Raw genomic sequence first — 23239 nt, forward strand, 5'->3', positions numbered from 1 at the left:
CAGCCACACCCCCTACCTCTGGAGAGCCAGGAGGCGCACCGGTACCGAGACGTACCGGACGGCCCTTTCTATCACTGGCCCCGGACGCCAGAACGGCCCAAATCCTCCCCTGTTCCCAAGGGTGGACCGGGCCGTGATGCCTCCGTTACGCGCCTTCACTCCCCCTTCACGGGCCGTTCCCGCACCTCACGCGTCCTCGGCGAGTTCCAGCCAGCGCATCTCCAGCTCCTCCCGCTCCCCGCCCAACGCGCGCAGCTCGGCGTCGAGTTCGGCGACCTTCGCGAAGTCGGTGGCGTGCTCGGCGATCTGCCCGTGCAGCTTCGTCTCGGCGGCCGAGACCTTGTCCAACTGCCGCTCGATCTTCTGGAGTTCCTTCTTCGCGGCCCGCTGGTCGGCGGCGCTCTTCTCCGACGAGGGACCGGCGGCCTTCTCCGGCGCGGGAGCGGCTGCGGCCACCGCCTCCTCCATCCGCGCCCGCCGCTCCAGGTACTCGTCGATCCCGCGCGGCAGCATCCGCAGGCTGGCGTCGCCGAGCAGCGCGAACACCCGGTCGGTGGTGCGCTCGACGAAGAACCGGTCGTGGGAGATGACGACCATCGAGCCGGGCCACCCGTCGAGGAGGTCCTCCAGCTGTGTGAGGGTCTCGATGTCGAGGTCGTTGGTGGGCTCGTCGAGGAAGAGGACGTTGGGCTCGTCCATCAGGAGCCGCAGGAGCTGGAGCCGGCGCCGCTCACCGCCGGAGAGGTCGCCGACCGGCGTCCACTGCTTCTCCTTGCCGAAGCCGAACGTCTCGCAGAGCTGGCCGGCGGTCATCTCGCGGCCCTTGCCGAGGTCGACGCGCTCGCGGATCTGCTGGACGGCCTCCAACACCCGCAGGGTGGGCGGGAGTTCGGTGACGTCCTGGGAGAGGTAGGCGAGCTTGACGGTCTTGCCGACGACCACTCGCCCGGCGGCGGGCTGGGTCTCCCCTTCGGTGCCCCACGCGTCCGCGAGGGCCCGCAGCAGGGACGTCTTCCCGGCGCCGTTGACGCCGACGAGGCCGATGCGGTCGCCGGGGCCGAGCTGCCAGGTGATGTGCTTCATCAGCGTCTTGGGGCCGGCCTGGACGGTGACGTCCTCCAGGTCGAACACCGTCCGCCCGAGCCGGGAGGAGGCGAACTTCATCAGCTCGCTGGTGTCGCGGGGCGGGGGGACGTCCTCGATGAGCGCGTTCGCGGCCTCGATCCGGAACCGGGGCTTCGACGTCCGCGCGGGCGCCCCGCGCCGCAGCCACGCCAGCTCCTTGCGGACCAGGTTCTGCCGCTTGGCCTCCTCGGTCGCGGCGATGCGCTCGCGTTCGGCGCGGGCGAAGACGTAGTCGGAGTAGCCGCCCTCGTACTCGTGCACGGCGCCGCGCTGGACGTCCCACATGCGGGTGCACACCTGGTCCAGGAACCACCGGTCGTGCGTCACGCACACGAGCGCGGACCTGCGGCTTTGCAAGTGCCGGGCGAGCCAGGAGATGCCCTCGACGTCGAGGTGGTTGGTCGGCTCGTCCAGGACGAGCAGGTCCTGGTCCTCGATGAGCAGCTTCGCCAGCGCGATCCGCCGCCGCTCGCCGCCGGACAGCGGTCCGATGACGGTGTCGAGCCCCTGCGGGAACCCGGGCAGGTCGAGCCCCCCGAACAGGCCGGTCAGTACGTCCCTGACCTTGGCGTTCCCCGCCCACTCGTGGTCGGCCATGTCCCGGATGACCTCGTGCCGGACGGTCGCGGTGGGGTCGAGCGAGTCGTGCTGCGTCAGCACCCCCAGCCGCAGCCCCCCGGAGTGCGTCACCCTCCCGGAGTCGGCCTCCTCCACCTTGGCCAGCATCCGAATGAGCGTCGTCTTCCCGTCCCCGTTCCGCCCGACCACCCCGATCCGCTCCCCCTCGGACACCCCCAGCGAGATCCCGTCCAGAAGCGCACGCGTCCCGTACACCTTGCTGACGTTCTCGACATTGACGAGGTTGACGGCCATTGTTCTCCTGCCCAGGGGGTTGTCAGCCACCCAGCCTAATGCGCACGGCTCACGACCAGCGCCGCACCGCTTCCCGCACGCCGTACAGCTCACGGGCCATGCCACGGGGGCCGCCCTCTACTCGTACCCGGCTCCCCGCTGCCCCGGCACCAGCGCCGCAGCCGGTGCCAGGCCCCGCCCCCGCTCCCCCGCCGGCATGTCGTCGCGGACCAGGCCCTCCGGGACGAAGACGGCGGCGGTGATGCCGCCGGTGGTGGAGGGGCGGAGTTCGATGCCGAGGTTCTGGCGTTCGCGGAGGCGGTTGACGACGAAGAGGCCGATCTGTTTGGCGTCGAGGAGGTCGACCTTGGCGGACTGGATCTTGTGGTTGGCGACGTCGAGGGCGGTCTCGTTCATGCCGAAGCCGCTGTCCTCGATCTCGATGAGGACGCCGTCGCGCAGCCGGGCGGCGCGCAGGTGGACCTGGGTGGAGGGCGGGGAGAAGGAGGCGGCGTTCTCGACGAGTTCGGCGAGGAGGTGGACGACGTCGGCGACGGAACCGCCCGCGATGGAGACGCGGGGGACGGCCCAGATCTGGACACGGTCGGCGCTCTCGATCTCGGCGACGGCCGCGCGCAGGACGTCGGTCAGGGGGATGGGGTCGCGCCAGCCGCGGCCGGGGGCGACGCCGGAGAGGATGAGGAGGCTCTCGGAGTGGCGGCGCATCCGGGTCGCGAGGTAGTCGACGCGGTAGAGGTCGTGCAGCTCGGCGGGGTCCGGCTGGCGGCGCTCCATCGCGGAGAGCAGGTCGAGTTGGCGGTGCAGCAGGACCTGGCTGCGGCGGGCGAGGCTGACGTACACGCCGGAGATCCCGCTGAGCAGCTCGGCCCGCTCGGAGGCGGCCTTGAGGGCGGCCCGCTGGACGGCCGTCAACGCCGTGCCCACCTGGGCGAGTTCGTCGCCGACGAGGCGCCGCATCGGGGCCTCGACATCGATGTCCACACCCTGCCCGGCGTGCAGGCGCCGCATCGCCTGCGGGAGCCGACGGCCCGCGACCTCCAGCGCGGAGTCCCGCAGATCGAGCAGTTCGACGATGAGCCCGCGCCCGACGAGGACGGAGACGAGCAGCGACAGGAGGACGCCGACGAGTCCGAGGACGACGGCGACACCGGATGCGCCGAGCGTGTCCCAGCCGAAGGGGTTCGACTTGGCCGTGGCGGCGATCCCGGCGTCGGACTCGGCCGTCGTCAGCCCGTCGAGGACCTGGCCGACCGCGCTGTCCCACCCCGTGAGGGAGACGGCCGCGCCCGCCCCGGCGCCGCGCACCTGGTCCTCGACGGCCCGCACCCGCGCGTACCGGTCGCCGTCCAGGACGCTCCGGTACTCGGCCCGGTGCCCGGACTTGAGGTCGGCGACGGCCGGTTCGAGCAGCTCGCGCCGGTTCGCGACGGCGCCGACGAAGGGGACGTACTCCGCACGCGTCAACTCCCCGTCCGCCAGCAGCGCCTGCTCCTGCGCGAGGGCTTCCCGGGCCCGCCCCAGCTCCAGCAGGACGCGCGCGTCGGAGGCGTCGGCGCTGCGTACGGAGTCGGTGAGGGCGCCGGTGACGGCGAGGCCGTGGCGGACGATCGCGGAGTAGCCGTCGTAGGAGGAAGTGGGGTGGGAGCGCAGGGAGTCGAGGGTGCCGGTGTCGTTCTTCAGGGTGTCGAGGCGGCCGGGCAGCGAGGAGTTGAGCAACCCGGCGTCGGAGCCTGCCGAGTTGATGCCGTCGAGGACACCGGCGGCCGTCCGGTCGGTGGCGGCCTGGGCCTTCTTGTAGCCGGCGGAGTCGCCGCGCAGCGCGGCCGTCCGTTCCGCCTGCACGGCCGTCATGAACTCCCCGACGGGTGCGAGGAGTTCGGCGTTGACGTCCTTGCCGCGTTCGGCGTCGCCGATGCTGGAGGCGGTGGTGACCGCGGCGAAGCCCCACAGGGCCATCAGGGAGACGACCGGCAGCATCAGCAGGGCGACGATCTTCGCGCGGACCGATCTGGGCCGCAGCCGGTCGGTCGCTCGGGGCATACGCATGGAGACCCTCTCAGGGAGACTCAGGAAAAGAAGGGGTGCGGCGCCGACCCCCGATACGGCACCGCACCCGGTCTGGAGACAGCCGGTTCGAGAAGAACCTCAGGCCGCCGGTCCGCTCAGGCCGTCGTCATCTCGACCTCGCGCAGCAGCGCCGCCGCCACCGCCGAATCGTTTCGCCCCGCTCCGGTCGGCGAGAGGGCGACGTACGCGGAGGCCAGGAAGAGGAAGGAGCCGAGCACGACGGCGAGCGGGAAGATGAACTGGGTGGCCGTGACCCCGGCGAGCGGCGCGCTGCTGGGGGCGAGCGAGATGTGGACGGCGAACATCGCCGTGTAGTGCATCGAGCTGACCGCGAGCCCCATCACCAGCGCGGCGAGGACGGCGAGCACCGGCCCCCGTACGACCAGCGTCAGCGTGAGCGCGGCGGTCGCGGCGACGACGGCGATCGCGACGGACGCGATGACCAGGGTCGGGTCGTAGCCCACCGTGCCGTGCAGGTGCAGCGCGGCCATGCCGGTGTAGTGCATCGCGGCGACACCGAGGCCCGTGCCGAGGCCGCCGAGGACGACCGAGGTGACGCGGGAGCGGCCGTATCCGGCGGTGAAGACGCCGGCCGCGACGACGCCGATCGACATCAGCAGGCTGAGGACGGTCAGCGGGACGTCGTAGCGGATCGGGGTGCCGTCGACGGCGAAGCCGAGCATCGCGACGAAGTGCATGGTCCAGATGCCGGAGCCGATGGCGACGGAGGCGAGGACGAGCCAGTTGCGCCGGGACGCGCCTTCGGAGTCCAGCGCGCGGACGGTGCAGCGCAGTCCGAGCGCCGAGCCGACGCAGGCCATCAGGTACGACAGGACGGGGGTGACCCATCCCGCGCTGAAGTGGTCCATGTGCCCCATCGGGACTTCCTCTCGGCCGGGGTGGCTGATCCTGCCACCCGGTTCCGGCCGGTCAGACTGGCGCGAAATGGACCATGAACGCGCATTGCCGAACATTAAATTACTGTGGCGTAGCTAACATTCGGCACGTTGTTTACGCAGGTCAGCCCCGCCCCTACGGGATCTCCCCGAGCTCTTCACAGAGCCTTGGCTAACAGGTCAGTTCCGGCCACCCGCGCCCGTGCCCGCGTCGATGACCGTCGCGCCGGGCGCCGGGCCCACCGCCGTCCGCACGCTCCGGCAGGTCCCCGACGCCGCGAGCCGCGCCGCGATCCCCGCCGCCGCCTCCGGGCCCTCCGCGAGGAACGCCGTCGTCGGACCGGACCCCGAGACGAGCGCCGCGAGCGCCCCCGCCGCGCGCCCCGCGTCCAGCGTCGCCGTCAGCTCCGGGAAGAGCGAGAGCGCGGCCGGCTGGAGGTCGTTCGAGACGCTCGCCGCGAGCGCCGCCACGTCCCCCTTCGCCAGCGCGCCGAGCAGCTCCGGCGAGGCGACCGGCTCAGGAACGGCGGTCCCCTCCGTCAGCCGGTCGAACTCCCGGTACACGGCGGGCGTCGACAGCCCGCGTACGGCCGTGGCGAACACCCAGTGGAAGTCGCCGCCCACCTCCAGCGGGGTCAGCAGCTCCCCCCTCCCGACGCCGAGCGCCGCGCCGCCGACCAGGCTGAACGGCACGTCGCTCCCCAACTCCGCGCAGATGTCGAGCAGTTCGGCCCTGGACGCGCCCGTCCCCCACAGCGCGTCGCACGCGACCAGCGCGCCGGCACCGTCCGCACTCCCGCCCGCCATACCGCCGGCGACCGGGATGTCCTTCGCGATGTGGATGTGTACGTCGGCCTCGCGCCCGTACCTCTCCGCCAGCGCGAGCGCGGCGCGCGCGGCGAGGTTCGTCCGGTCCAGCGGGACCTGGTCCGCGTCGGGGCCCTCGCAGGTCACGCGCAGCTCCTCGGCGGGCGTGACGGTGACCTCGTCGTACAGGCCGACCGCGAGGAAGACGTTCGCGAGGTCGTGGAAGCCGTCGGGGCGGGGGGCCGCCACGGCGAGCTGCACGTTGACCTTGGCGGGCACCCGGACGGTGACGCTCACGCGGACTCCTCGGGGGTGGTGGGGGTGCCGGTGGACGCGGGGGCGCCGGGCTCGGCGGACGCGGGGGCGTCGGCGGAGGCGAAGGGGGTGGGCTCGGGAGCGCCGGCCGTCTCCTTGTTCTCCGCGATCCGCGCGAACTCCTCGACCGTCAGCGACTCCCCCCGCGCCTGCGGTGACACCCCCGCCGCGACGAGGGCCGCCTCGGCGGCGGCGGCTGAGCCCGCCCAGGTCGCGAGGGCGGCCCGCAGGGTCTTGCGGCGCTGGGCGAACGCCGCGTCGACGACCGCGAAGACCTCGCGGCGGGAGGCGGTCGTCTTGATGGGCTCGGCCCGCTTCACGAGCGAGACGAGTCCGCTGTCCACGTTCGGCGCCGGCCAGAACACGTTGCGGCCGATGGCGCCGGCGCGCTTGACGTCGGCGTACCAGTTGGCCTTGACGGAGGGGACGCCGTACACCTTCGAGCCGGGGGGCGCGGCGAGGCGGTCGGCGACCTCCGACTGGACCATGACGAGGGTGCGCTCGATGGTCGGGAAGGTGTCGAGCATGTGCAGCAGGACCGGTACGGCGACGTTGTACGGCAGGTTCGCGACCAGCGCGGTCGGCGCGGGCCCCGGGAGTTCGGTCACCTGCATCGCGTCGGAGTGGACCAGCGCGAACCGCTCGGCGCGCGTGGGCATCCGGGCGGCGATCGTCGCGGGCAGCGCGCTCGCGAGGGTGTCGTCGATCTCCACCGCCGTCACCCGGTCGGCGGCCTCCAGCAGCGCGAGCGTGAGCGAGCCGAGACCGGGGCCGACCTCGACGACCACGTCGTCCGCCCGGACGTCGGCGGTCCGGACGATCCGGCGGACGGTGTTCGCGTCGATGACGAAGTTCTGGCCGCGCTGCTTGGTGGGGCGCACACCGAGGACGGCGGCGAGCTCACGGATGTCGGCGGGGCCGAGGAGGGCGTCGGGGAGGGGGCTGGTCACGGGACAAGGTTACGGGGGCCAGGGGGGCGGGTGTGCGGGTGCGGGGTCAGCCGTGCAGCCGCGCGCCGCAGTGCGGCCACGGGCCGGCCCCCCGCCGCACGTACAACTTCTTCGCCCGGTACGTCTGTTCGGAGGCCGAGGCGTCCTGGGGCCGGCCGCTGCCGCCGAGGCTCTGCCAGGTGCGGGTGTCGAACTGGTACAGCCCGCCGTACGTCCCCGAGGGGTCGACCGCGTCGGGCCGGCCCCCCGACTCGCACGCCGCGAGGCCGCCCCAGTTCAGCCCGTCCGCGCCCGCGACGGACGTCGGCAGCGGCTTGCTCCCGACCCGTACGACCTGAGAGCTGGCCTCCCGTACGACCTCCACCCGCACCCGCTTCGGCTTCTGCCGCACCCCGTTGACGGTCCGCAGCGCGTACGTCACCCGCCGCAGCCCCACCTCCCCGGTCCGCTCGACAACCTCCGTCCCCTTGAACAGCGAGGGGTCCTCGGTGCGGACCACGTCGAACGGCACCGGCTCCTCCCGCACCTCCCGGGTCCCGGTGATCCGCAGCACGGTGACCGTCTGCCCGTCCCGGGGGAAGCTCCCCGGCGCGACCGAGGTCGTGTCCTGCCCGGTCAGCGTGATCCCGGCGGCCTCGACGGCCTCGCGGACGGTCGCCGCGTTCGTCCGGATCGTGCGGGCGCGGCCGTCGGCGAGGACCGTGACCGAGCGTTCCGTACGGACGTCGAGGGCGAGGCCCGCGCGGCCGATCCGCTGGGAGCGGGACGCCGAGATGTACGCGCCCTCCGCCCGCACGCCGAGCTGCCTGAGCGCGCCGGCGACGGTCCGGGCGGTCGTCCAGACCTCGCGGCGGGTGCCGTCGAGGGTGAGGCGGACGGGGCGGCCGTAGTGGACGGTGACCTCGTCGCCGCTGGTGAGTTCCTCGCCGGGGGCGGGGACGACGAGGTCGTGCTCACCGAGGCGTACGCCCTCCTCGGCGAGGAGTTCAGTGACGTCGTCGGCGAAGGTGTGCAGGGTGCGGGGCGTGCCGTCGACCGTCAGCTCGACGGCCTTGTCCTTCGCGACGAACGCGCTGGTGCCGCCGGCGAGGAAGGCGACGACCAGGGCTTGCGGGAGGAGACGCCGGACGGTCGACTCCGAGCCCTTCGCCTTCTTGCGGCGGGCGGCTCTGCGGCGGGTGCCGGCCTGGCGGGGCAGGAGGGGGGTGTCGTACAGGGGTTCTGGCAGCGTGCCCGGGGTGGGGGTGTCATACGAGGCGGGCGGTGCGTCGTCGTACACCCCGGGCGGAGAAAAAGACTGGCCGCCCGGATAGTCGCCCTCCGCCGCAGGGGGCTCGTACTGCGGTGCGTACGTGTACTGCGGACCGCTCACGCCGACACGCTCCAGAGGCCGGGGGTCAATCGGGCCCACAGAACCTAGCGGGTCGACGGTTACTCTCCAAAGCGACGCGGCTACTCAGGGTGGCGTTCGGGTGGTGACGGGCGGTAAGGGGGCACCCCTCAGGCCGTCTTGACCGTGCTGCCGTCGATGACGTGGTCGGCGCCGTTGATGTTGCCCGCCGCGTCCGACAGCAGGAACGCGATCAGGGCCGCCACCTCCTCCGGCTCCGCCATCCGCCCCGTCGCGACCTTCTGCGCGGCCACCATCCCCCGCGTGAACTCGTCGAGGGTGACGCCGGACGCCGCGGCCCACCGCCCGACCTGCCCCTCGGGGTCGGAGTAGACGGGGGTGCGCACCAGGCCCGGGGAGACGGTGTTCACCCGCACCCCCTTCGGCCCGAACTCCTCCGCCAGCGACTTCCCCAGCGCCGTGAGCGCCGCCTTCGCCGTCGTGATCGCCACCGGGAAGCCGCCCGGCATCCGCCCGATGATCGACGAGACGTTGACGACGACGCCCCGGCGCTCGATCAGGCTCGGGAGCGCCGCGCGGGTGGCCCGTACGGTGCTCAGGAGGTTGAGGGCGAGCGCGCCGGCCCACTCCTCCTCGTCGACCTCCAGGAAGCCGACGGTCCCCTTGTCGCCGCCGCCGACGTTGTTGACCAGCAGGTCTATGCCGCCGAGTTCGCCGAGCGCGGCGCGCATGAGGACGTCCACGCCCTCCGCCGTGCCGAGATCCGCCGAGACCGTGTACGCGCCGGTCTCCTTCAGTTCGGGGGTGATGGTCCGGGCGGCTCCTACGACGCGGACGCCTTCGCCGACGAGGGTGCGGACGGTGGCGAGTCCGATGCCTCGGCCGGCGCCGGTGACGACGGCGGTCTTGGCGGTGAGGTTGAGGTCCATGGGGGGCTCCTTGAGCTGGAAGGGATTCCGCTCCCTCACACTAACCAACACATGACGGTTTACCAACACTCGTCGGAAAACCCACACCCGTCGTCCAACACCTCCCCGGAAGGTAAGCTCCAGGAGATGGCCACTCCCGAGAACACCCCTGCCCCCCGGGGCGACCGACGCGTACGACGCACCCGAGCGGCCCTCCAGCACGCCCTCGTCTCCCTCGTCGAGGAACGCGACCTCTCCCAGATCACCGTCGCCGACGTCGTCGAACTCGCCGAGGTCAACCGGTCGACCTTCTACGACCACTACCGGGACGTCCACGAGCTGGCGGAGGCGGCGTGCACGGCGATGATCGACGACCTGATCGACGTCGTGACGACGCTGGCCCCCCTTGAGAACTCCGCCACCCCCGAGCCCTCCGACCCCGGCCTCACCGCCTTCTTCACCCACTTCGCCGACCACGCCGGCCTCTACCGCAGCCTCCTCGGCCCCACCGGAAGCGCCCGCGTCATCGACCACGTACGCCTCCGCGTGACCACCGCCGCCCACACCTCCCCCGACCTCCCCTCCGACCTCCCCCACCACGTACCCGCGGCCTTCGTCGCAGGCGCACTGCTCGGGGTGGCCACCGACTGGCTGGGGCGGGGGTGCCCGGGGCCGGCGACGGACATGGCGAGACTGACGAAGCCGTTGTTGCGGGCGTTGTGGGCGAACACGCCCACGCCGTAGCCCTGTTCGACCGCTATCGGCGAGAGTAAGTACGGATACTCAGGGCCGGCCTGAGCAATGGAACGGACGTTCCGCAACACCCTCCCCAGTAGCCTTTGTCATGACAGCCTCACCAGCACACGAGCGGGACGGGGCCCGGGACACGGGGAGGGTCACCGCAGGTGGCATGGGACGAGTGGGAACAACTCAAGGCACGGGCCACCGAGCGGCATACCGCCCATACGCAGATCGACAGCACCTCGACCGCCGGAGCAGGCAGCACCGGCACGCTCAAGCACAAGGGCGGCCCCTGGACGAAAGCCGCGGGCACGGCGGGCGACCTACGGACCGGCACCGACACCTCCGGTACCGACCTCCGCACCGCCCACGACGGGATCACCGGCAGCCTCGAAGGGCTGGCCAGTCTCGGCACGCTGAAGACCGTCCTCACCTCCTGGGACGAGCGACTCGGCGCCGTCCGTGACGAGTGCGGCAACCTGGTACCCGCACTGCGCCAGGTCGCCAAGGACATGGGCGAGGTCGACGCGGCGGTGGCCGACAAGAGCAGGAGCGTCCAGGTACCCGACACGAGGAAAGCGGAGTGACGATCACCTCCGGACTGACGTGGCCGCAGCTTCGAGACCTCGAACTGCTCGAACTGACCGATGCGGCCGACGGATGGAGTGCCGCGTCGAAACATGCCGACGCGGCCCGTGAACGCGTGGACGGCGAGATGAGCGGCGCGCTCGCCAAGACCCAGGAGAGCGAATCGGCGACGGCCGCCGTCGAACGACTCAAGCGGCTGAGCGAGAACTACCACTACATCCACACCGAGTGCGGTCTCGTACGTGCCTCGGTGGAAGGGCTGGGGATCGAACTCGCGGCGCCTCAGCGGTTGTTGCTCGATGCCCTGGAGGACGCGGCGGCCAACTGCTACACCGTCCACGAGGACGGGAGGATCGACTACCCGGCCGGCGGCGAGAACGCCGTGACCGGCGAAATGGTCCCCGGCGGAACCGTGGTCGGCAACAACGGCCTGCTCGGCCCCGGCAACAGCGGCCTCTACCGCGACGGCAACGGTATGTACGTTCCCGGCACGGGGCCCGGCACACCGGCGCTGAAGAGCCCCAACCCCCACCTCGCGCGGGCTCAGGAGATCGCCGACCGCATCGCCCGTGCCCTGCGCGAGGCACGTGAGATCGATGACCGCTACAACTCGGCCCTGGGAAAACTGAAGGCCGCTCCTGGTCTCACGGTCGACACCAGAACCTGGGCCGACGTGGCCGCCGACGTCGGCACGGTGGCCGTCGCCGCGCAGAGCTACCTCGCCGATCACCTGCCGCTCGACAAGTCGCCGGCCGACCGCAAGGAATGGTGGGACCACCTCGGCGCCGAGCAGCGCGAGGAGTACCTCACGTCCTTCCCCGACGTCATCGGAAACCTCGACGGAATCCCCTCCGCCGTCCGCGACGAAGCGAACAGGGAGAATCTGACTCTCCTTATCGCGAAGCTGGACGGACAGCCCGAGTCGAAAGACATGCTGGCGGGGCTGAAGGGGATACAGACGAAACTCCAGGAAACCGCCGAACCTCCCATGTATCTGCTGGGTATCGGCGACCGGGGGAACGGTCGCGCCATTGTCAGCTACGGGGACCCCGATACGTCGAAGAATGTCGCCGCTTACGTCCCGGGGCTGGGCACCGCGCTCGACGGGGACTTCGCCGACGGCACCTTGCAACGGGCGTTGTCCACGAAAATAGGGGCCGATCGTCACGACGACGGTTCAACCGCTTCCATCGTCTGGCTCGGCTACGACGCACCACAGTCCATCGATGTCGCGTCCGCCACCTCAGCGGAACACGGAGCACCCGACTACAACAGTTTCATGGACGGCATCACCGCGACCAACGACCAAAAAGACCTGCACCTCACCGCCATAGGGCACTCGTACGGGTCCCGTATGGTCGGGGAAGCGGCCATGCAACCAGGCGGCATCCCCGGCACGGACGACATCATCCTGCTCGGCAGCCCCGGGACCGGAGCCGACAACGCGGCCCAACTGAACGTGGGCGCCGATCACGTGTTCGTAGGCTCCGCCCAGAACGATCCCGTCACCTGGGCTCCCTCGAAAGCGGGGGTCGTCACCGGCCTGATCGCCGGTCCGCTCAACAGCACTCTGCTCATGCCCGACGACCAGAACTGGTTCGGGACGGACCCGGCGAGTGAGGCTTTCGGCGGCAGACGATTCAGGGTGGACGACGGCCCGCTTCCCCTCGTAGCAGGCCAGGGACCAACCCCCGCCCACTCCAACTATTTCAACCCTGCCGTCGATCCTGCCTCAGCGGACAACATCGCCAGGATCGTGGCCGGTAAATCTGACTCCATCACGACTGAGGCACCCCGATGAAGCTTCGATCGAAATTTGCTTGCACCATCGTTTTCGCTCTTTCCGTTTCCGGCTGCGCGGAAAGCTCTGGTGATTCCGGAAAGACCGAGGGAGCCCTCAAGGTGAACATGCAGCAGGCAGCAGAATCGGCCGACCAGATCGTCCAGAGGACGCTTTCGTCTGTTGCCCCGCCCTTGCAGTGGACCCACCAGACGTCAACCGACATGCTCTGCCTCGATGCCGACGCGGACAGCCATGGGCTCGGGACGGTCACGCGGAGAGCCGTGGTCATGACCAAGGTCTCGGCGGAGCGGAGAGGCGGGCTGCTCGGGGTGGTGGAGCGGTACTGGAAGAAGAGCGGCTACAAGATCACCAGTGTCAACTCGGACAAGGAGTCCCCGGCGATCTTCGCGGAAACCCCTGACGGATATCGCCCTGGACTCATTGTCGGCAGCGCGGGCCAGTTCTTCCTCGAGGTCGCGACCCCGTGCGCAAAGCGCTCCGACGTCACCAGGCCCAAGACCAAGGCCGCCGGGCAGGACTACTACGAGCGAAAAGTACCTGCCCCCAACGTCGACGACGCCTTCTGGTCCGCCGCCGCTCCTCTCCCCTCGACGGGCGACAACTGACGGGAACCCACTGGAGCGGCGGACCGTCAGTACCCGAACGCCCGCGCCGTGTTCGCCCCCAGTGCCTCGGCCAGCGTGTCTTCGTCGACACCCCGCACCTCCGCCATCGCCCGCACGGTCACCGGAATCAGATACGGCGCGTTGGGCCGCCCGCGGTAAGGCGCCGGGGTGAGGAAAGGGGCGTCCGTCTCCACCAGGAGGAGTTCCAGGGGGGCCGCCGCGACTGCGTCGCGGAGGGGCTGGGCGTTTTTGAAGGTGACGTTGCCGGCGAAGGACATGAAGTAGCCGGCGCGGGCGCAGAGGGCGGCCATGTCGGCGTCGCCGGAGTAGCAGTGGAAGACGGTGCGGTCGGGGGCGCCTTCTTCCTTCAGGATGCGCAGGACGTCTTCGTGGGCCTCGCGGTCGTGGATGACGAGGGCCTTGTCGTGGCGCTTGGCGATCTCGATGTGGGCGCGGAAGGAGGCTTCCTGGGACTCCTTGCCCTCCGGGCCGGTGCGGAAGTGGTCGAGGCCGGTCTCGCCGACGGCCTTCACGTGCGGGAGGGCGGCCAGGCGGTCGATCTCCGCGAGCGCCTCGTCGAGGGCCGACTGTCCGCCGGGACGGCGCGCGCCCTGGCGGGACCAGCCGTCGGGGTCTCCGTGGACGATGCGGGGCGCCTCGTTGGGGTGCAGGGCGACGGCCGCGTGGACGGCGTCGTACTCGGCGGCCGTCTCCGCCGCCCAGCGGGAGCCCCGTACGTCGCAGCCGACCTGGACGACCGTCGTCACGCCGACGGACGCGGCCTTCGCGAGCGCCTCCTCGACCGTCCCCGACTGCATGTCGAGGTGGGTGTGCGAGTCGGCGACGGGGACGCGGAGGGGGGTCGGGAGCGGCGGGGCGGCGTTCTTGCCCTGAGCATCGCCCTTGCCGCTCCCACCGGAGCCCTTGCCGACGCCGGCGCCCTTGCCGATGCCGGCCCCGGTGCCCCTGCTCGCGCCGGCGCCCTTACCGGCGTCCGCGTTCTCCGTGCTGTTCCCGCTCGCTGCGGCGTTCGAAGGCATGCCCCGATCCTACGGAACGAGGCACGCCCCCCTCTCAGCTCGCCTTGCGGAAGGGGTGCAGGAGGTCGGAGAGGTGCCAGTGGTGGGGTTCGGCCGGGACGGCGTCGTCCGCGGCCGGCTGCTCGGTGGTGCGCGCGGCCGGCACCTTGTGCGGGCGGCGCGCGGCCTCCCGTACGGAGGAGACCTGGCCGGCGCGCATGATCCGCACCAGGTGCGCGTCGCAGTTCTGGCACGTCGGGCGGGACAGCGGCGACGGTACGACCTTGCCCTCCGCGACGTACATCACGAACTGGTGGCCGTCCGCGTCGGTGTGGTGCTCTATCTCGTACGACTGCTCCCAGCCGTGCCCGCAGCGCATGCAGGCGAAGGAGTAGGACTCGTTGACCACGGCCGTCGCTCCGTCACGCAGGCCGGTCCGCCCTGAGATCTCGCTCATGCCAGCTCCTCGTCGTTCCGCTGGACCAAGGGACGTACGGTGCGTCCCCACCCCAGTGGACGCCTCGGAGCGCCCCTCCGGCACCCGCCCTGTTCTTTGTTGGACGCGATTTGGCGTTTCCTTACCAAAGGAGCCGGGAGAGGCGTCTGAGCTTTGCTTTTGGAGAAACGGCTTTGCTAAGGCGTGAAGCACAGGACGGCATAAAACGGGCGCCATCCGTCAAGTGTTGTGCTTGGCCGCCACGACCGCGTCGAACACGACCCGCTTCGCGATCCCGGCCTCCACGGCCACCGCGGCGATCGCCTCCTTACGACGCTCCCCCGCCGCCTCCCGCGCCTGCACCCGCCGCACGAGCTCCCCGGCGTCGAGGTCCTCCGCCCCCTTCTCGGGCGCCCCCGACACGACGACGGTGATCTCGCCCCGCACCCCCTCCGCCGCCCACTCCGCCAGCTCCCCGAGCTCCCCGCGCCGGACCTCCTCGTACGTCTTGGTCAGCTCCCGGCACACCGCCGCGCGGCGGTCCGTGCCGAACACCTCGGCCATCGCGGCGAGGGTGTCGTCCAGCCGGTGCGGGGCCTCGAAGTAGACGAGGGTGCGGCGCTCCTCGGCGACGTCCCGCAGCCGGGTGAGCCGCTCGCCCGCCTTGCGGGGCAGGAACCCCTCGAAGCAGAACCGGTCGACGGGCAGCCCGGAGAGGGCGAGGGCGGTGAGCACGGCGGAGGGGCCGGGGACGGCGGTGACGCGTACGTCCTTCTCGACCGCGGCGGCCACGAGCCGGTACCCGGGGTCGGAGACGGACGGCATACCGGCATCCGTCACAAGTAGCACCCGCGCACCCCCTACCAGCTCCTCCACCAGCTCCGGGGTACGAGCCGTCTCGTTCCCCTCGAAGTACGACACCACCCGCCCCCTAGGGGTCACCCCGAGCGCCTGGGTGAGCCGGCGCAGCCGCCGCGTGTCCTCGGCGGCGATCACATCCGCCTCCGCGAGCTCTTTCGCGAGCCGCGGCGGGGCGTCGGCGATGTCTCCGATGGGCGTACCGGCGAGGACGAGGGTTCCGGGGTTCGGTGTCACGATTCCATCCTCGCAGTTGCCGATGCACGGGACTCACACAGAGGCGTTCCCTACGATGGCGCGGTGACCAGTACCGCGTCCTCCACGGACTCCACGGACCACCGGCCCGCACCGCCCGCTCCGGACGAGGGTGTGGGCTGGCAGCAGCGGCTGCGCCGGTTCGGGTACGCGGGGCGGCCCGTCGCCGATGTGCGGGAACGGCTCGTGCCGCCGTACGTCGAGCCGAGTCCCCGGCTGTGGCAGTCGCTCGGTGTCTCGTACCGGTTCTCCGCGTGGCTGACGCGCTGGTCGGCGTGGATCGGTCCGCTGCTGGTGACGCTGCTCGCGGGGCTGCTGCGGTTCTGGAACCTGGGCGGTCCGAAGGCGGTGATATTCGACGAGACGTACTACGCGAAGGACGCGTGGGCCCTCGTCCACCGCGGTTTCGAGGTCAACTGGGACAAGAACGTCAACCAGTTGATCCTGAACTCGAACGGCAACGTACCGGTCCCCTCGGACGCCTCGTACGTCGTCCACCCGCCGGTCGGGAAGTACGTCATCGGCCTCGGCGAGCTGATGTTCGGCTTCGACCCCTTCGGCTGGCGGTTCATGACCGCGCTGCTCGGCACGCTGTCGGTGCTGCTGCTGTGCCGGATCGGCCGCCGGATCTTCCGCTCGACGTTCCTCGGCTGCCTCGCGGGCGCGCTGATGGCCGTCGACGGGCTGCACTTCGTGATGAGCCGCACGGCGCTGCTCGACGGCGTGCTGATGTTCTTCGTGCTGGCCGCGTTCGGCTGTCTCGTCGTCGACCGGGACAAGGCGCGGGAGAAGATCGCGGGGGCGCTCCAGCCGGGTGCGGACGGGCGGTTCCGTCCCGACGCGGCCCTCGGTGACCACTTCCGCTTCGGCTGGCGTCCCTGGCGGTGGGGGGCCGGGCTGATGCTGGGCCTCGCGATCGGGACGAAGTGGAACGGGCTGTACTTCATGGCCGCGTTCATCGTCATGGCGCTGCTGTGGGACGCCGGGACCCGCAAGGTCGCGGGGGCGCGCAGCCCGTACCAGGCGGTCCTCAAGTACGACACCGGGCGCGCGTTCCTCGCGACCGTACCCGTAGCACTTCTGACCTACCTCGTCTCCTGGACCGGGTGGATTCTCTCCCCGGCGGACGGGACCGGCGGGTACTACCGGAACTGGGCCGCCACCGACGGGAAGGGCGGCAGCTGGACCTGGCTGCTGCCGGACTGGCTGCGCAGCCTGTGGCACTACGAGCACGAGGTGTACAAGTTCCACACGCACCTCACGTCGCCGCACTCCTACCAGTCCAACCCGTGGAGCTGGCTCGTCCTCGGCCGCCCGGTCTCCTTCTTCTACGAGACCCCCTCGCCCGGCACGGACGGCTGCCCCTCCAGCGCCGCCGAGAAGTGCCCCCGCGAGGTCCTCGCCCTGGGCACCCCGCTGCTGTGGTGGGCCGCCTGCTTCGCCGTCCTCTACATCCTGTGGCGCTGGTTCTTCCGCCGTGACTGGCGGGCGGGCGCCATCGCGGGCGCGATCGCCGCCGGCTACCTCCCCTGGTTCATGTACCAGGAGCGCACGATCTTCTTCTTCTACGCCGACGTCTTCCTCCCCTTCCTCTGCCTCGCCGTCGCCATGATGATCGGCGCCCTCGCCGGCCCACCGGGCTCCTCCGACAACCGCCGGGTGATCGGGGCGACGGGGGCGGGGGTGCTGGTGCTGCTCATCGCGTGGAACTTCATCTACTTCTGGCCGCTGTACACGGGGACGGCGATCCCGATGGATTCCTGGCGGTCGCGGATGTGGCTGGATACTTGGGTGTAGCTGGGCGCATGCATGTAGCCGGGCGCGTGGACGCGGCCGGGTGAACTCGCTTACGGGGGCGGTGGATCGGGGTGGTGAGGACGGAACTCGCGCGGGTGCTGGCGCACTGCGGGGGTGATCTGGAAGCGGCCGTGCGCGAGCTGGTGGGGGCGATCGCCGCCGCGCCGGGGGACTCCGAGCCGTACGCGGTGCTGGCCGAGCTGTGGCGGGACCGGCGCCGGGAGCTGGCCGAACTCACACGGGACGCCGAGTTGTTGAGGACGGTCCTCGCGCTGTCGTACGTCAACTTCCTCCGGGGCGACATGGACGGGGCGGCGCTCGCGATCGGTCCGTGGTGGGGGCTCGGGCCGACATCGCGTGGGCCGACGCGCCCTGGTTCGGCGACGAACGGTTCCTGGGGGCGGTGAGCGCGGAGGCGCTGGCCGAGGCGGCGATGCGGACCATGGACCACGGGGCCGATCTGGACACCGACGAGATGCGAGGCCGGTTCCGGCCCTGGTTCCACGCCGTCGACGTCATCTCCTCACGGCAGCCGCCACCGCCGTCGGAGGCGCTGGCCCGGATGGCGATCCTGCTGCGCGCGTGCGGTCGTACGGACGCGTCGCTGGCCCTCTGCGACCGGGCGGACTCCGTCGAGCGGGTCATGCTGACGGAGGTCGTCCGCGCGGGCACGTGGCGCAAGCTGAACGACCTCGACCGGGCCGCCGCCGCCTTCGAACGCGCCCTCACCCTCGACCCCGCGAACTGGTCCCTCCACCTCGACCTCGCCGACCTCCGCGCGGCCCAGGGCGACTTCGCGTCCGCCGTCCACCTGACGACCCGGGCAACGACGTACGCCCCCACCGAACCCGTCCTCCAGGCAGCCGCCACCGCCTACCGAACCCGCCTCACCGGCTCCCCCACCGACCTCCACGAACTCCTCGAACTGGCCCGGAACCTGCCGAAATCCCCCTACCGAACCCTCCTCCTCGACCACGCCTGCGCGGGCCCCGGCCTCCCTGCCGAACTGGTGACGGCGGCCAGGGACATACAGGGAGCCTGAGCCCACCCCTTCAGGGGCGAGGGCGCTGGCATGATGCCGTCCATGACCCTGTACCGAAAGGCCGATGCCGCGTAGCCGGCCCGGCGCCACGGATCGCGCCCTGCGGCGGTACCGGGCGTTTCTCCGAGCGCCGGGGCGCCGCCCCCTCTATCCGCAGGACGCGGAGTGCTCGTGCCAAGGCTGCTCCTTCGACGACGTCCGGCATGCCCGCGAGCTCCTTGAGGAGGTGCTTCTCCGGTTGGCACCCCGGCCTCGGGCGGAGCGTCGGCTCGGTGCGTGAGCAGGGTGTGGTCAAGCCGGCCGTGTTCATGGACATGGCCCGCCCCAGGGGCTGATTCAGCCCGCTGACTCATCTCCATTCGGACAAGTTTCCGGAAACGGTGGTCACACGGCCCCCTTCAGACGCCTACAGTGCGAACCAGAGGGGCTTTTTGAGCGCGTTCAAAAAGGCTACGGGGAGACGGGGAGGGAAACGGTATGTCCAAGGGGGTCAAGGTCGCTGTCGTCGGGTCGGTGTTCGCCGTGATGGTGGGCGGGGCCGGGTACGGGGCGTACAACTTGCTGTCGGCGGTGAGTGGGGGGTCGGAGGCGAAGGGGCCGGTGGCGGTGAAGAGCGGGCCGCCGAGCGCGGGGGAGGTCAAGGAGACCGCCAAGGCGTTCTTCGCGGCGTGGGAGAAGGGGGAGGCGAGCGTGGCCGCGGGGCTGACCAACAACGCCGGGGTCGCCGGACCGATGTTCACCGCGTACGACACCGAGGCCCACATCAGCGGCGTGAAGATCACCCCGGGGACGATCTCGGGGCTCAGGGTCCCGTACCGCGTCGACGCGACGGTGTCGTACGGCGGGGTCTCGAAGCCGCTGACGTACAGCACCAGCCTCACCGTCGTACGCGGCGTCACGACCGGGAAGGCGCTGGTGGACTGGAAGCCGGCGGTGGTGCATCCGGCGTTGACGAGCGACACGGACACGCTGGTCACGGCGGGGGCGGCGACGCCGGCGGTGGAGGCGGTGGACCGGGACGGCAAGGTGCTGACGAAGGACGAGTACCCGTCGCTGGGGGCGATTCTCGACCAGCTGCGGACCCGGTTCGCCGACAAGGCTGGCGGTACGGCGGGGGTCGAACTGGTCGTGCGGCACGGCACGTCCGGCGTGCCGGACAAGACGCTCGTGACGCTCGCCGAGGGCAAGCCCGGCAAGGTGCGCACGACGCTCAGCGCGGAGGTCCAGGCGGCGGCGGAGACGGCCGTCAAAAAGTACGCGGAGTCGTCGGTGGTCGCGCTCCAGCCCAGCACCGGCGAGATCCTCGCGATCGCCAACAACCGCGCGGACGGCTTCGACGCGGCCGTCCAGGGGACGCGTCCGCCGGGGTCCACGATGAAGATCGTGACCGCCGCGACGCTCATCGACAACGGGCTGACCACCTCGACCGGGCCCGCGCCCTGCACGCCGACCGCGATGTGGGAAGGGCAGACCTTCGGCAACATCAAGGGCATGGAGCCGAACGAGAACGCCACCCTCGCCAATAGCTTCGCGCGCTCCTGCAACACCGCCTTCATCAAGTTCGCCGACGACCTGTCGAACGACTCCCTCACCCGGGAGGCGCAGGACAAGTTCGGCCTCGGGCAGGGCAACTGGAGCATCGGCATCGCGACGACCGACGGCTCCGTACCGGCCGTCTCCGGCCCCGACAAGGCCGCGAACCTCATCGGCCAGGGCCAGATCCAGATGAACCCCCTCAACATGGCGTCGGTGACCGCGACCGCGAAGACCGGCACGTTCCGCCAGCCGATCCTCGTCCCCCTCTCCGTCGAGCAGCGCCAACTGGCCACCGCCGAGGGCCTGTCGGACAGCACCTCCCGCCAACTGCGCGCCATGATGCGCCAGACGGCCGTCAGCGGCACCGCCCAGGAGGTCATGGCCGGCCTCTCCGGCACCATCGGCGCGAAGACCGGCTCCGCCGAGACCGACGGCAACGCCACCTCCGACAGCTGGTTCACGGCCTACCGCAACGACGTCGCCGCCGCGGCGATGGTCCAGAGCGGGGGGCACGGGGTGGACGCGGCGGGACCGATCGTGGCGAGCGTGCTGCGGGCGGGGTGAGGCGGTCGGTGCGAGTGGGGTGAGGCGGTCGGTGGGGGCGGGGTGACGTGGTCGGTGGGGACGGGGGACGCGGTCGGCGGGAGCGGGGGACGCGGTCGGTGAGGGTCGGTGGGGGCACTCCCCCACGCCTGCCTGCGGGGGCGGTCCGCCACGCCTGCGGGGGCGGTCCCGCCGCGCCTGCGGGGAGGGCGGTCCGCCACACCCCGCGATTGCCGCCTCCCGGCCGGCACCCCCTCCTCGGATGCGCCCCCGGCCGACAACACCCCCTCCACACCCCCCTTTCGCCCCACAACACCCCCTCTGACCACCGGCTTTCAGCCGACAACGCCCCCTCTAGTAGGGCGCGCTAGCAGAAACCCCCACCCTGAGGGCGCGTTCCGGGAAACGCTCCCCGGTGGAAAACACCGGCCCTTACCGTGAACACGTGTCCTACCCGCCCCAGTTGTCACAACCCCGCTACGGACGGGTGGCTGAGGTCACAAGGACGTCACCCGGGCAGAAGGGGACCCTAGGCTGGTCGCCGTCGTTGGGGTGAGTGAGGGCAGTGGGGTCCCCGGGGAGCGCGGAGGTCACGTACGTGGGCAAGAGAAGGCGCGTCGACGAGACGCGTACGAGCAAGCGGCGCCCGGCCGTGGTCGGCGGGATGGCCGCCGTGGTCGTCGGCGGCGCCGCCTTCGGCGTGTACGCGCTGTACGGCGCCGGCGCGGCGGCCGAGAACGGCTCGACGGCGTCGTCCTCGTCCGACAGCAAACCGAAGATCAAGACGGGCCCCCTCACCCCCGCCGAGGTGACGAAGGCGTCGGCGGCGTTCCTGACCTCCTGGCAGCAGGGCAAGGTCGCGCAGGCCGCGGCGGCGACGGACGACGCGAAGTCGGCGACCGCCCTCCTCACCGGCTACACGAAGGACGCGCACGTCACGGGCGTGACCCTCACCCCGGGCCCGGCGACCGGCGCGAAGGTGCCGTTCTCCATCAAGGGGACGGTGACGTTCGACGGCACGGCCAAACCGCTGACGTACGCCAGCGCGCTGACGGTCGTCCGCAGTACGACGACGGGCGAGCCGGAGGTCGACTGGCACGCGTCGGTCGTCCACCCCGACCTCGCGGACGGCGACACCCTGGTGACCGGCGAGTCCGGCACCCCGCCGGTGAAGGCGCTGGACCGGGACGGCGCGGAGCTGACCGCGAAGACGTACCCCTCGCTGGGGACGGTCCTGGACGGCCTGCGCGAGAAGTACGGCAAGAAGGCCGGCGGCAAGGCGGGCGTCGAGCTGCGCGTCGTGCGCGGGGCGGCGGCGAAGAAGCAGGACCTGTCGGACAAGACGGTCCTGGAGCTGAGCAAGGGCACGCCGGGCGAGGTGAAGACGACGATCAGCCCGGCGATGCAGGCCGCCGCCGAGAAGCAGGTCGCGGCGAAGGAGCGGGCGTCGGTCGTCGTCGTGAAGGCGTCGACGGGCGAGATCCTGGCCGTCGCGAACAGCGGGAAGGGCTTCAACGTCGGCTTCCTCGGCTCGCTCGCGCCGGGTTCGACGATGAAGGTGATCACGTCCTCGCTGCTGATCGAGAAGGGCCTCGCGTCCGCCGACAAGCAGCACCCCTGCCCGAAGTACTTCACGTACGGCGGCTGGAAGTTCCAGAACGACGACGAGTTCGAGATCAAGAACGGCACGTTCAAGGCGAGTTTCGCGCGCTCCTGCAACACCGCCTTCATCAGCCAGGCGCCGGAGCTGGACAACGACAGCCTGACGAAGCAGGCCCAGCAGGTGTTCGGGCTCTCCATGGACAACTGGTCGGTGGGCGTGCCGACCTTCGACGGCTCGGTGCCGGTGCAGAAGGCGGCCCAGATGGGGGCCTCGCTGATCGGCCAGGGCGGCGTGCGGATGAACCCGCTGAACATGGCGTCCGTCTCGGCGACCGTCAAGTCCGGCACCTTCCACCAGCCGTACCTGGTCTCCCCGGACTTCGACAAGCGCACGCTGGCGACGGCGTCGCGCACGATGTCCGCGGGCACGCTGAGCCAGTTGCGCGAGCTGATGAAGTACACCGCGCAGTACGGCACGGCGGCCGGGGCGATGTCGGGGATGAGCGGCGACTACGGCGCGAAGACCGGGTCCGCCGAGGTCGACAACCAGGACAAGGCGAACGGCTGGTTCACCGCCTACCGGGGCGACCTCGCGGCGGCGGGCGTCGTCCAGGCGGGCGGCCACGGCGGGGACACGGCGGGACCGATCGTGGCGGCGCTGCTCAAGATGGGCTAGCGCTCGGCGTACGTCCTGCGCAGGAACCTCACCAGGGTCTTCGACTCGAACTGGACGACCGAGACGCCGTGCGCGGAGTGGAACTCGACGACCGCCTGGACCCGGCCGCAGGGCCATACCCGTACCTCTCCGGTACCGGCCGGGGCGCGTAGTCCCTGTTCCAGGAGGGTGCGGGCGACGGTCCAGTGGTGGGCGCCGGGGAGGTCGACGCGTACGGTGCGCGGATCGTCGTCGGGGTCGTACCTGAGTACTACGGGTACGGCCTCGCGCTCCTCCTCGACCAGGTCCTCGTCGGTGACGATATGAGCGCGCGCATACTGTTCGACTACCGACATCGGTACGGCCCCTTACGGTGCGTGACCTGTGCGGAAGCTATGCGACCGCTTCCCTCACCAATGTCGCATATTTTCCCATTTCTAGACCAGGCAGGGATTGCCCCGGTGTG

20 protein-coding genes are annotated in these 23239 nt (G+C 71.1%); 9 read left to right on the plus strand and 11 right to left on the minus strand.

Translation table 11 applies throughout. The annotated features are described in order from the left end of the window. Nucleotides 1-186: 186 nt before the first annotated feature. From ABZX85_RS46395 to ABZX85_RS46425, 7 genes are all read right to left on the minus strand, one after another. Entirely contained in the window at nucleotides 187-1998 is a 1812-nt protein-coding gene (locus tag ABZX85_RS46395) for an ABC-F family ATP-binding cassette domain-containing protein (protein ID WP_355884028.1), read from the minus strand. Between the two features lie 117 nt (nucleotides 1999-2115). Beyond that, a complete protein-coding gene (locus ABZX85_RS46400) occupies nucleotides 2116-4044 on the minus strand; it encodes a nitrate- and nitrite sensing domain-containing protein (RefSeq protein WP_355884030.1) in 1929 nt (642 codons plus the stop codon). Nucleotides 4045-4160: 116 nt separating this feature from the next. After that, entirely contained in the window at nucleotides 4161-4943 is a 783-nt protein-coding gene (locus ABZX85_RS46405; RefSeq protein ID WP_355884032.1) for an MHYT domain-containing protein, read from the minus strand. Nucleotides 4944-5141: 198 nt separating this feature from the next. Continuing rightward, nucleotides 5142-6065: a 4-(cytidine 5'-diphospho)-2-C-methyl-D-erythritol kinase gene (locus ABZX85_RS46410; RefSeq protein WP_355884034.1), complete on the minus strand. Its 924-nt coding sequence runs from the start codon at nucleotides 6063-6065 to the stop codon at nucleotides 5142-5144. After that, entirely contained in the window at nucleotides 6062-7033 is a 972-nt protein-coding gene (gene rsmA / locus ABZX85_RS46415; protein ID WP_355884036.1) for a 16S rRNA (adenine(1518)-N(6)/adenine(1519)-N(6))-dimethyltransferase RsmA, read from the minus strand. Before rsmA ends, ABZX85_RS46410 begins: the two co-directional genes overlap by 4 nt. Nucleotides 7034-7079: 46 nt before the next feature. Continuing rightward, nucleotides 7080-8405 (minus strand): ubiquitin-like domain-containing protein, encoded by a 1326-nt coding sequence (locus ABZX85_RS46420; RefSeq protein ID WP_355884038.1) that lies wholly within the window; start codon nucleotides 8403-8405, stop codon nucleotides 7080-7082. A gap of 128 nt (nucleotides 8406-8533) precedes the next feature. Continuing rightward, nucleotides 8534-9313: an SDR family oxidoreductase gene (locus ABZX85_RS46425; RefSeq protein WP_355884040.1), complete on the minus strand. Its 780-nt coding sequence runs from the start codon at nucleotides 9311-9313 to the stop codon at nucleotides 8534-8536. Nucleotides 9314-9439: 126 nt separating this feature from the next. Between ABZX85_RS46425 and ABZX85_RS46430 the strand changes: the two genes are divergently transcribed. The 4 genes from ABZX85_RS46430 (at nucleotide 9440) to ABZX85_RS46445 (ending at nucleotide 13030) form a co-directional block, all read left to right on the plus strand. After that, a complete protein-coding gene (locus tag ABZX85_RS46430; protein WP_355884041.1) occupies nucleotides 9440-10036 on the plus strand; it encodes a TetR-like C-terminal domain-containing protein in 597 nt (198 codons plus the stop codon). 161 nt (nucleotides 10037-10197) lie between these two features. Then, complete coding sequence (locus tag ABZX85_RS46435) at nucleotides 10198-10620, plus strand: amino acid ABC transporter permease (RefSeq protein ID WP_355884043.1); 423 nt, start codon at nucleotides 10198-10200, stop codon at nucleotides 10618-10620. 2 nt (nucleotides 10621-10622) lie between these two features. Continuing rightward, on the plus strand, nucleotides 10623-12422 hold the full coding sequence (locus ABZX85_RS46440) for an alpha/beta hydrolase (protein WP_355884105.1): 1800 nt from the start codon (nucleotides 10623-10625) through the stop codon (nucleotides 12420-12422). A 107-nt stretch (nucleotides 12423-12529) separates the two neighbouring features. Next, nucleotides 12530-13030, plus strand: a complete 501-nt coding sequence (locus tag ABZX85_RS46445) for a hypothetical protein (protein WP_355884107.1) — start codon at nucleotides 12530-12532, stop codon at nucleotides 13028-13030. Between the two features lie 26 nt (nucleotides 13031-13056). Here ABZX85_RS46445 and ABZX85_RS46450 read toward each other — a convergent pair whose 3' ends face one another. The 3 genes from ABZX85_RS46450 to rsmI form a co-directional block, all read right to left on the minus strand. Then, entirely contained in the window at nucleotides 13057-14070 is a 1014-nt protein-coding gene (locus ABZX85_RS46450; protein WP_355884045.1) for a TatD family hydrolase, read from the minus strand. A 34-nt stretch (nucleotides 14071-14104) separates the two neighbouring features. Next, nucleotides 14105-14506 carry a hypothetical protein gene (locus ABZX85_RS46455; protein WP_355884047.1) on the minus strand — a complete coding sequence of 134 codons (402 nt, stop codon included), beginning with the start codon at nucleotides 14504-14506 and terminating at the stop codon, nucleotides 14105-14107. A gap of 219 nt (nucleotides 14507-14725) precedes the next feature. Further along, complete coding sequence (gene rsmI, locus ABZX85_RS46460; RefSeq protein WP_355884049.1) at nucleotides 14726-15580, minus strand: 16S rRNA (cytidine(1402)-2'-O)-methyltransferase; 855 nt, start codon at nucleotides 15578-15580, stop codon at nucleotides 14726-14728. A 63-nt stretch (nucleotides 15581-15643) separates the two neighbouring features. On the opposite strand from rsmI, the gene ABZX85_RS46465 reads away from it, so the two are divergent. The 5 genes from ABZX85_RS46465 to ABZX85_RS46485 all read left to right on the plus strand — a co-directional run bounded on the left by ABZX85_RS46465 (nucleotide 15644) and on the right by ABZX85_RS46485 (nucleotide 22794). Continuing rightward, on the plus strand, nucleotides 15644-17395 hold the full coding sequence (locus ABZX85_RS46465; RefSeq protein ID WP_355884051.1) for a phospholipid carrier-dependent glycosyltransferase: 1752 nt from the start codon (nucleotides 15644-15646) through the stop codon (nucleotides 17393-17395). A gap of 74 nt (nucleotides 17396-17469) precedes the next feature. Then, entirely contained in the window at nucleotides 17470-17802 is a 333-nt protein-coding gene (locus ABZX85_RS46470; protein WP_355884053.1) for a hypothetical protein, read from the plus strand. After that, nucleotides 17727-18437, plus strand: a complete 711-nt coding sequence (locus ABZX85_RS46475; protein WP_355884055.1) for a tetratricopeptide repeat protein — start codon at nucleotides 17727-17729, stop codon at nucleotides 18435-18437. Before ABZX85_RS46470 ends, ABZX85_RS46475 begins: the two co-directional genes overlap by 76 nt. Nucleotides 18438-18914: 477 nt before the next feature. Further along, nucleotides 18915-20537, plus strand: coding sequence for a penicillin-binding transpeptidase domain-containing protein (locus ABZX85_RS46480; RefSeq protein ID WP_355884057.1), 1623 nt, complete (start codon nucleotides 18915-18917; stop codon nucleotides 20535-20537). A 577-nt stretch (nucleotides 20538-21114) separates the two neighbouring features. Further along, entirely contained in the window at nucleotides 21115-22794 is a 1680-nt protein-coding gene (locus ABZX85_RS46485; RefSeq protein ID WP_355884059.1) for a penicillin-binding transpeptidase domain-containing protein, read from the plus strand. Here ABZX85_RS46485 and ABZX85_RS46490 read toward each other — a convergent pair. Beyond that, nucleotides 22791-23129 carry an SsgA family sporulation/cell division regulator gene (locus tag ABZX85_RS46490; protein WP_355884061.1) on the minus strand — a complete coding sequence of 113 codons (339 nt, stop codon included), beginning with the start codon at nucleotides 23127-23129 and terminating at the stop codon, nucleotides 22791-22793. The two genes, ABZX85_RS46485 and ABZX85_RS46490, sit on opposite strands and share 4 nt — an antisense overlap. Between the last annotated feature and the right edge of the window lie 110 nt (nucleotides 23130-23239).

This window comes from Streptomyces sp. NPDC004539, from assembly GCF_040610055.1.
GTDB lineage: Bacteria > Actinomycetota > Actinomycetes > Streptomycetales > Streptomycetaceae > Streptomyces.

What these genes read in the sequence shown, in the direction of transcription:
- ABZX85_RS46395 (WP_355884028.1), bottom strand. Translation starts at nt 1,998, where the DNA reads ATGGCCGTCAACCTCGTCAATGTCGAGAACGTCAGCAAGGTGTACGGG.
- ABZX85_RS46400 (WP_355884030.1), bottom strand. Translation starts at nt 4,044, where the DNA reads ATGCGTATGCCCCGAGCGACCGACCGGCTGCGGCCCAGATCGGTCCGC.
- ABZX85_RS46405 (WP_355884032.1), bottom strand. Translation starts at nt 4,943, where the DNA reads ATGGGGCACATGGACCACTTCAGCGCGGGATGGGTCACCCCCGTCCTG.
- ABZX85_RS46425 (WP_355884040.1), bottom strand. Translation starts at nt 9,313, where the DNA reads ATGGACCTCAACCTCACCGCCAAGACCGCCGTCGTCACCGGCGCCGGC.
- ABZX85_RS46430 (WP_355884041.1), top strand. Translation starts at nt 9,440, where the DNA reads ATGGCCACTCCCGAGAACACCCCTGCCCCCCGGGGCGACCGACGCGTA.
- ABZX85_RS46445 (WP_355884107.1), top strand. Translation starts at nt 12,530, where the DNA reads ATGCAGCAGGCAGCAGAATCGGCCGACCAGATCGTCCAGAGGACGCTT.
- ABZX85_RS46450 (WP_355884045.1), bottom strand. Translation starts at nt 14,070, where the DNA reads ATGCCTTCGAACGCCGCAGCGAGCGGGAACAGCACGGAGAACGCGGAC.
- ABZX85_RS46455 (WP_355884047.1), bottom strand. Translation starts at nt 14,506, where the DNA reads ATGAGCGAGATCTCAGGGCGGACCGGCCTGCGTGACGGAGCGACGGCC.
- ABZX85_RS46480 (WP_355884057.1), top strand. Translation starts at nt 18,915, where the DNA reads ATGTCCAAGGGGGTCAAGGTCGCTGTCGTCGGGTCGGTGTTCGCCGTG.
- ABZX85_RS46490 (WP_355884061.1), bottom strand. Translation starts at nt 23,129, where the DNA reads ATGTCGGTAGTCGAACAGTATGCGCGCGCTCATATCGTCACCGACGAG.